This window comes from Arthrobacter sp. HMWF013 (genome assembly GCF_003061105.1).
GTDB lineage: Bacteria > Actinomycetota > Actinomycetes > Actinomycetales > Micrococcaceae > Arthrobacter.
This window is the reverse complement of record NZ_QAIQ01000636.1, coordinates 1-6,648: the sequence shown is the minus strand read 5'-3', so window position 1 is coordinate 6,648 and position 6,648 is coordinate 1. Positions and strand designations below refer to the sequence as shown.

General features: G+C 61.9%; 9 protein-coding genes and 1 pseudogene. 7 read left to right on the top strand and 3 right to left on the bottom strand.

All coding sequences use genetic code 11. From position 1 onward, the window contains the following. Positions 1-322 precede the first annotated feature (322 nt). From DBR22_RS21170 to DBR22_RS21155, 6 genes are all read left to right on the top strand, one after another. A complete protein-coding gene (locus DBR22_RS21170) occupies positions 323-520 on the top strand; it encodes a hypothetical protein (RefSeq protein WP_108600612.1) in 198 nt (65 codons plus the stop codon). Positions 521-1,118: 598 nt separating this feature from the next. Next, positions 1,119-2,234 (top strand): hypothetical protein, encoded by a 1,116-nt coding sequence (locus tag DBR22_RS21165; protein WP_108600611.1) that lies wholly within the window; start codon positions 1,119-1,121, stop codon positions 2,232-2,234. A 66-nt stretch (positions 2,235-2,300) separates the two neighbouring features. Further along, positions 2,301-3,179 carry an HIRAN domain-containing protein gene (locus DBR22_RS23630; RefSeq protein WP_146187609.1) on the top strand — a complete coding sequence of 293 codons (879 nt, stop codon included), beginning with the start codon at positions 2,301-2,303 and terminating at the stop codon, positions 3,177-3,179. A gap of 197 nt (positions 3,180-3,376) precedes the next feature. Further along, the gene (locus DBR22_RS24025; protein WP_181365278.1) at positions 3,377-3,544 is read left to right on the top strand and encodes a hypothetical protein; all 168 of its coding nucleotides are present in this window, start codon (positions 3,377-3,379) and stop codon (positions 3,542-3,544) included. A gap of 84 nt (positions 3,545-3,628) precedes the next feature. Further along, positions 3,629-3,799: a hypothetical protein gene (locus DBR22_RS24020; RefSeq protein ID WP_181365277.1), complete on the top strand. Its 171-nt coding sequence runs from the start codon at positions 3,629-3,631 to the stop codon at positions 3,797-3,799. Between the two features lie 4 nt (positions 3,800-3,803). Beyond that, positions 3,804-4,157 (top strand): hypothetical protein, encoded by a 354-nt coding sequence (locus tag DBR22_RS21155; protein ID WP_108600609.1) that lies wholly within the window; start codon positions 3,804-3,806, stop codon positions 4,155-4,157. Positions 4,158-4,181: 24 nt separating this feature from the next. Here DBR22_RS21155 and DBR22_RS21150 read toward each other — a convergent pair whose 3' ends face one another. The 3 genes from DBR22_RS21150 to DBR22_RS21140 form a co-directional block, all read right to left on the bottom strand. After that, positions 4,182-5,057: a hypothetical protein gene (locus tag DBR22_RS21150; RefSeq protein ID WP_108600608.1), complete on the bottom strand. Its 876-nt coding sequence runs from the start codon at positions 5,055-5,057 to the stop codon at positions 4,182-4,184. 16 nt (positions 5,058-5,073) lie between these two features. Continuing rightward, the gene (locus DBR22_RS21145; RefSeq protein ID WP_108600607.1) at positions 5,074-5,478 is read right to left on the bottom strand and encodes a DUF4259 domain-containing protein; all 405 of its coding nucleotides are present in this window, start codon (positions 5,476-5,478) and stop codon (positions 5,074-5,076) included. Between the two features lie 91 nt (positions 5,479-5,569). Next, positions 5,570-5,854, bottom strand: a complete 285-nt coding sequence (locus DBR22_RS21140) for a hypothetical protein (RefSeq protein ID WP_108600614.1) — start codon at positions 5,852-5,854, stop codon at positions 5,570-5,572. Between the two features lie 496 nt (positions 5,855-6,350). On the opposite strand from DBR22_RS21140, the pseudogene DBR22_RS24015 reads away from it, so the two are divergent. Continuing rightward, positions 6,351-6,648 (top strand): annotated as a pseudogene (locus tag DBR22_RS24015) (hypothetical protein); the annotation flags it as partial.

Genomic DNA, 6,648 nt, shown 5'->3' with positions numbered 1-6,648 from the left:
TGATCTACAAACCGGCCCGTTACCCGACGACGCCGCCAACAAACAGGCGGCATGATTCCCGGGACGGTTCATTGTGGGGTAGGAGCGAGTATTGACTTCGCCCTTTTCCGTCTAGTAAACCTGACTCCATTGCAACCGCACTGGGACGGGACGCGACGCCACAAGGCAAACTTGCTGGCTGGACCTCATAACCCTCGGTCTCCTTCGGAAGTAGCATCAGAGGCGGTCTACACCCAGGGCCGACGGAATGTCCTGCACAAGAACCCTCTGTTGCTGAGTCCTCATGAGAAACGCTTGCCACTCTCAACCGTAGGAGGCCAACATGGCTTGGAATCAGCTCGAAATGACGAACGGCAACAAGTATCGGGTCTTGATCGAGTTCAACGAACTAGTAAAGCGCGTTGATAACGCCCTTAAGGAGGGTGGTCTCGTTACCCTCCCAATGGGAATAAAGGAACCTGGAAATCCTGTAACGCTAAATCCGCAACACGTGGTCAGCGTAATCGAGGGCATGTACTGAGTAGTGGTTTCAACTGCGTGAGTGCTCCAGGTTCATTATGATTACGGTTGAAGTGGCTGCTTCTTAACGGGTGCGTCACCCATGCGCGTGCATCCGACACGTGAACTATTTCCTGCACGCCTGATGGAGATTCTCATTGAGCCGGTGTCCACGCAACCCCGCAAGAGGCGTGACCGGATCTTGCGGTCGTAGGGTACGAGGATTGGATGCGATGGTTGCCATGATCTTTTCGATGACTCCGCCGTCGAGTCCAGGGTGATGATCCGTAGCCAAACGGCACGCCTTGCTTGTTGTCATGGCGGTTTGGCTATGCGGGGATTTACGTCGGCGCTCCGGAGTCCTTTGAGGGACTTGCTGCGGCCGCTGGGGATCAGCTCGTCGTAAACGGCAGGTTGGAAGTCGATCCGACCTGGCGTCGGGGAGGCAATGCCCATCTCCCAGATCGTCCTGGAACGAAAACCCGAAGACACCCACTGGTCCGAACTCTGTTCTGCCCCCCGATGGCACCCTGACGTGGGCCCAGTTTTTCCCCGGCGTCATGTGACCCCTCGTAATACAAGGGCATAGGCAGGGCCAGCAGCGACGGTATTGTTGGGGCGTGAAACGCGCCGACTACCTGCCACTCATGCTGGGCAAGACAATGGGTGCCTATTATCACGACCGTGTCCCGCAAGACGTCCGGCAGTGGGCAGTCTACGCAGCCGAAGAATCTCTCGAACCCGGCGCTACATTCGCTGATGAAGCCGCTGCCCGGTCCTTTCTCGACCGGATCCTGGCCAGCGACACCTGGCATCAGCACTTTCCGGCCATGACGGACATAGAACTCATCGTCAAGACACCCGGCGACGGTGACGCTGTCACTTTCTCCGCCGCCGCACCGAGCACCACGGACCCGCTGGGAAGCGCAACCATCTGGATACACACACGCATGATGAACGAAATGGTCCTCCTCCATGAGCTCGCCCATTGCGTCCAGCCCCGCTACCTCGGCGAAATCAAACAGCCAAAGAACAAGGACCCGGAAGCGGGTCTGCCATCTGATGCGTCCGGCCACGGTCACGACACCTACTTCCAGGCCACCTTCGTCTGGCTCTGCGAACAGTTCGGCACGACGGATACTCACCACCAGCTCCGCGAAGCGTACGTGCATTTCGGGCATCCGGCGGCATCTGAAGAATCCCTTTGGGAGATGCAGCAACGCACCCTGTACTGGACGCCGTTGGAGGTGCTGCGATCCGCAACAATTCTGTCCCGGCTGGAGCAGGACCGTGCGGAGTTCACAGCCGCCTTCCCGCAACTGGCTGAAAAGGCGGCGCAGCGAAGGCAGGAATTCGAAGAACAGAGACCTCCGGGAACACGTTTCGGCGGTCTCTTCTGGGACCTGCGGGACTTCTGCCATCGGGTGTCCAAGAAGCGTGTAGCCGAGATCATTTCCCGTGTCGTACCGTGCAAGACCTCGGACCTGACCCGGCTCGAACGACTTGAGCACCCGCCGGAGACGGAGAAGGACGCGAGGCTGGCTGTGTACTACGCGGTCGCCCTCGGCGCTGACCCGAGTTGGGCACGGACTGCCTTCGGGGTCACGCGCTTCCATCCGAAGGTCCCTATGAGTGATCTGATCAAGATCAACCGTCCTTGGGTCCTCTTGGTGCGCCGGCTGAATCGGATGCTGCGGGAGCGCCAGCCGTACTGGACTGGCGCGGGTCCACGGTAGCTAATCTGCACTTGGTAGAGTCAGCCCAGGGCGGATCAGGACCGTCGAAGACTCTAGGGGGCATCGGTGGGACTTGGCAGTTGGCTGAGACAAACGTTGGGAGGCTCGTCGTCCGGGACACCGGCTCAACAGTCACTCCAGGGAGAGTCTCCTGACCGGGCGGCGCTCAAAATTCGAGTCACAAAGGGAATCAATTCCTGCCTGGAAGTAGCCGGCACGACGACCTTCGCCAAGGAGGCCGTCGCAGCCCTGGCTGACCGAGGGAGCCTTGGTGAGCGCGGCTATTACGAGCGCGAGGCCCAGCTTCAGAGGGAGCCCGGAAATCCTGTCGATCCGCAGGCGATAGCTGTCCTGGTGGGCGGCGTAAAAGTCGGCTCGCTTCCGTCGTATGCTGCAAGGGATCTCCCGTTGCCGGCTGGAGTCAGTGAACCGGTGCGCTACCAACTGCACGTCCTGCGGGGACAGAAGCTGCTGGCCAAAGCGTACGTGTGGCTGGGGTCCAGCAAGCCACAGTGGGCCCACACCAAGGAGAACCCTCCGCCGCTGACGTCCAAGGAGCGGACTAACAGCTCGCACACGGAGAAGTCATCGATTGTCCGGGAGGCGCTGCAGGGAGGCGGAAACCGGGCACAGCAGTTCAGACGCGGCATGGTTGACGGGGTCCACTACCTGGAGCTCGTGGAACCAATCAAGCAGCTGAAGCGAGAGGGCAGGCTCCCTGAAGCCTTGGTCCTTTGCTACCAGGCCATCGAGGCCGCCGAACACGACTGCGGGGGCCGGGAGCCCGCCCCCTGGTACACGGAACAGGCGGCCATCGTCCACCGGAAGCTTGGCCAAAAGGATGAGGAGATCGCGGTTCTGAAGCGGTGGCTGGGCAAGAGCCCAAAGTCACTCCGGACCGGCAGCCGCATCGCCGAACGTCTCGCCAAACTGGAAACCGCCTGATTCCTGCCGCGATTTTCGCGTCTTAGGCTTGCGCACATAATCCTAAGCATGCTTATGATGGGTGCAGTCGAATGGGGATTTGGCTGCGAGGGGTAATCGAAAAAGGTGCGCTCAGTGAACGGGGGCGCACCTTTTTCGTGCCCCATATTGCGGAGTTGCGCCCGAGAATGAAAGCCGAAGGGTCATAAACTTTCGGCATGCACCCCTTAGTGGCAATCGGCCTGGTGTTCTTCGCCGTGATTGCCTGGATGGTCACCGTCCTGACCATGCTGATTGTGATCAATGCCCGGCGACGTCCGCCAACCCAAATCAGACGCGCAGTCCATAGCGGGGAGATCCAGAGCTCCGATGAAAGGGCGGCTTAGTCATAGCTGCCGTCACCTGCCGCCGGCTCTGGGCCCTTTGCCGGCTCACGTAGCCTTGGTCCAACGACTATTTGGGGGGTAGCAATGTTTAGTCTCAGTCCAGCCTTCGGCATCATCGGATTCCTGTACGCAGCATTCACGATAGTGATGGCCGGCTTAGCGGTGTACGCCCTGGTGCTGGTCATCGTCTTCCTCCGGCTCCGGATCGCTGAGCTGAAGCGGGCCGCCCCGCGGAAGAACGAGCCGCTGACCTGAGGAAATGAAGATCACCATGCAGGTCAACGAGTGGCTTCTCATTGACGCGACAATCGACAACACCGGGGCGATTGCATCCCAGAACGGGGATACGGCCACAGCCGCATCTGGGCACTCGATCAGGGTAAGCGGCTGGGAAGCGTCCCGCAGCCACCCCAGGGCTGGACAGGGACCTGTGGGCTGGCCGCCGGAGGACGAGGAGCTAACCCTCGATCTCCCCGTCGAGGCATGGCAGTTCGTCGTCGACCAGCTCCGCCGATGGGACAAGGTGGACGACCTTATCAATCCCCGCAGCGAAGGGGATACGGAGTCAAGTAAGCAGGCCCTGGCGCGCGTGCTGGAGGAGCGCATCAGCTGAAGCCGCGCTGATCAACCAGCTGCCTCAGCCGCCAACGTTTTCCATGAGGTAGCCGGCGACCCATTGCTCCATACGGTCGGTGCTCCAGTCCGGTGTGGCGACGTGGAGCACTTCCCGGTCTTCCCGGATGACGCGGGTGATGCCGTCTTCCTGTTTGAGGGCCTTGATCATCCGGCCCACCACCCGGTTGTGCTCGTGGACGATGTCCTCCCGCAATGACACTTCAAGCTCCCGGCCGCGGAGCTCGTCATCGCCCAGGTCTTCCACCTCAACGAGCGGTTCCTCTTCGGCCATCTCCTCGTCCTCGGACGGCTGGTCACCGCGGTTCAACTGTTCAATGAGATCGCGTGCATAGTCGGCCATCGTGTCATCGGGGGACTCCCGGAAGCCCGTGAGGCTGCCGTAGGCGTGGACCCGTGGCAGCCCGGGGAGGTAGTTGTGGTTCTCCCCCGTGCCGCTGACCAGGACAGGGTGCTTGTTGAGGTGGTACCGCTTGATGCGGTGGTGCGCTATCTCCCACCGCGCCTCCGGGGCGTGCTGCTGCACGACGTCACCCAGATAGGACACCAGTCCGTCGATCAGGAACAGCGACTCCAGGGAAAGGGAGTGCATTACCTCATACTCATGCCGCGCCCAGGAGGGCCATTGTTCCCGTGGCACGCTGTTCGGGTCAGTGGCGCCGCCGGGTGCGTCGAACACTGTGAGGTGGGCCAGGATCCACCGCCACAGCGGAACCAGGCTCTCAACCGACCCGTCCAGGAGGGTGTCCGGGTCCTGCCCGTCAGCCAGGAGGGCTTCCCGCAGCCGCTCCAGGGCCGGCCCGCGCTCCTCCAGATACTCCCGAAAGGCGGCCTCAGACCTGGCCTTGGTCATGTTGATGTAGTTGACGTAGCCCGTCATGCCATCCCCCTTTGGCTCATTCGCTAGCGTAGGGCCGCGCGCAGCCTTCCGATAGGTCTTCGAGGGATTCGCGCCATTCGGGTTCGTCGGCGTCGTCCCACAGCTCGGCCAGCTCGGATTCCTCCCCTGCGACCCGGCCTACCGCTTCCAGGGCCAGCTCCACGTCTTCGGCGGTGAGCTCGGCCCCGTGGGCGGTTACCCACTCGGCGACATTCTCCGGCAGGTCACCGGGTGGGTTGCCTTGGCAGGCTGCAGTGATGTCGGCGGCCGCGATGGCGATGCTGCCTTCCGGCGCCTCAACGTAGCCGCCGCCCACTTTCGCCAGAGCCCCGCGGATGACGTCGCCACCGCTACCTTCGAGTTCATCTAGCCAGCCCAGCGCGTCGTCATTCTCAAACGGCAGGTAACCCCATGCGCCCATCTGTCAGCCCTTTCGCTGGCCCGTTGCTGTTGGCACCAATATTGCAGGCCCTGCCTGTGGTGGTCGAGCTTTGAGGCTCTATGTCGGCCTGCTATCCAGGCAGCGTGAAGAAGCTTTTCGGATCGCCGGCGCCCAGCAGGTCGTGACGGAAATCGATGGCGTCCACGGGCCGGGTGTCCACGAACAGGACCGCGACATCCCGGGAATGGACCACCGTGTAGCGGGTGAGGTCTTCCACCCAGGAATGGATCCCCGTGTACGCTGCGACCTCGAACCCGTCGCCAAGCAGGCCCCGCTCCTCGAGCAGGTCATAGACAACATTCCAGGCCAGATCCATCAGTTCGTGGATTGCCGCCTCAACAGTTGGAGCCGTCATAGCTCCATGGTGCGCCCGGGCACTGACAGTCTGGCGGAGCCCGGCTCGCGTGTCCTCAAGCTGGCGCCCAGCAAGGGCTAGACTGAGCCGGGTGAGGACGGATTGGGGGATCCAAGGCGGCTCACGCCCGTCGTCCCGCTGGTCGGTCACAGCCAGCGCACCAAGGATGATCATGACTTTCTTCCAGGACTTTCCCGTACCGCAACTTCCACCAAGGCCCAGAGCCCCAAAGCCGATTCGTCCCGAATGGTCTGGTGCGCCAGATGACGAACTGCCCACTGTTGTTCATCTGGGGCAGTTCCTGCACCGAAGCAGCAACCGTGTCCTCGCCGTCCGAAGCGCCCAAATCTTCTCAACTGGCTGCACCTTTGACATGGCATGGTTCATCCGGCGTGCCGATGAGAGCGATCAGGACTGGGCTGCGCTCAACGCTGCCTTTTTTAGCCACGGACATGACCCCCGGACCGCGGCAAGTGGCACTGGCCTGCTATTTGGCGTGGAGTTTTCTGACGGCTCCAAGGGCAGTACTGCGGTTATGCACATGCCCGCCGGCCCCGATGATCCGGCTTACCAGCCCACGTCTCCGGTCCTCTATCTCCAGAACCGCGGGGGCGGCGGTGGAGATGACGAACTGTCAGGCTCAGGCATTCTTTGGCTATGGCCGCTTCCTTCGGCCCGGGACCTGCGCCTGGTCGCCCAGTGGACCGACATGGGCATGCCCGAAAGCTCCATCACCCTCGACGGCGCCCAGCTCCGGGAGGCCGCTGCCCGAGCCCAGAAGTACTGGCCGGAAG

Excerpts from the sequence above, each read along its gene's own strand:
- DBR22_RS21170 (WP_108600612.1), top strand. The coding sequence starts at position 323 with ATGGCTTGGAATCAGCTCGAAATGACGAACGGCAACAAGTATCGGGTC.
- DBR22_RS24025 (WP_181365278.1), top strand. The coding sequence starts at position 3,377 with ATGCACCCCTTAGTGGCAATCGGCCTGGTGTTCTTCGCCGTGATTGCC.
- DBR22_RS24020 (WP_181365277.1), top strand. The coding sequence starts at position 3,629 with ATGTTTAGTCTCAGTCCAGCCTTCGGCATCATCGGATTCCTGTACGCA.
- DBR22_RS21155 (WP_108600609.1), top strand. The coding sequence starts at position 3,804 with ATGAAGATCACCATGCAGGTCAACGAGTGGCTTCTCATTGACGCGACA.
- DBR22_RS21150 (WP_108600608.1), bottom strand. The coding sequence starts at position 5,057 with ATGACGGGCTACGTCAACTACATCAACATGACCAAGGCCAGGTCTGAG.
- DBR22_RS21145 (WP_108600607.1), bottom strand. The coding sequence starts at position 5,478 with ATGGGCGCATGGGGTTACCTGCCGTTTGAGAATGACGACGCGCTGGGC.
- DBR22_RS21140 (WP_108600614.1), bottom strand. The coding sequence starts at position 5,854 with ATGACGGCTCCAACTGTTGAGGCGGCAATCCACGAACTGATGGATCTG.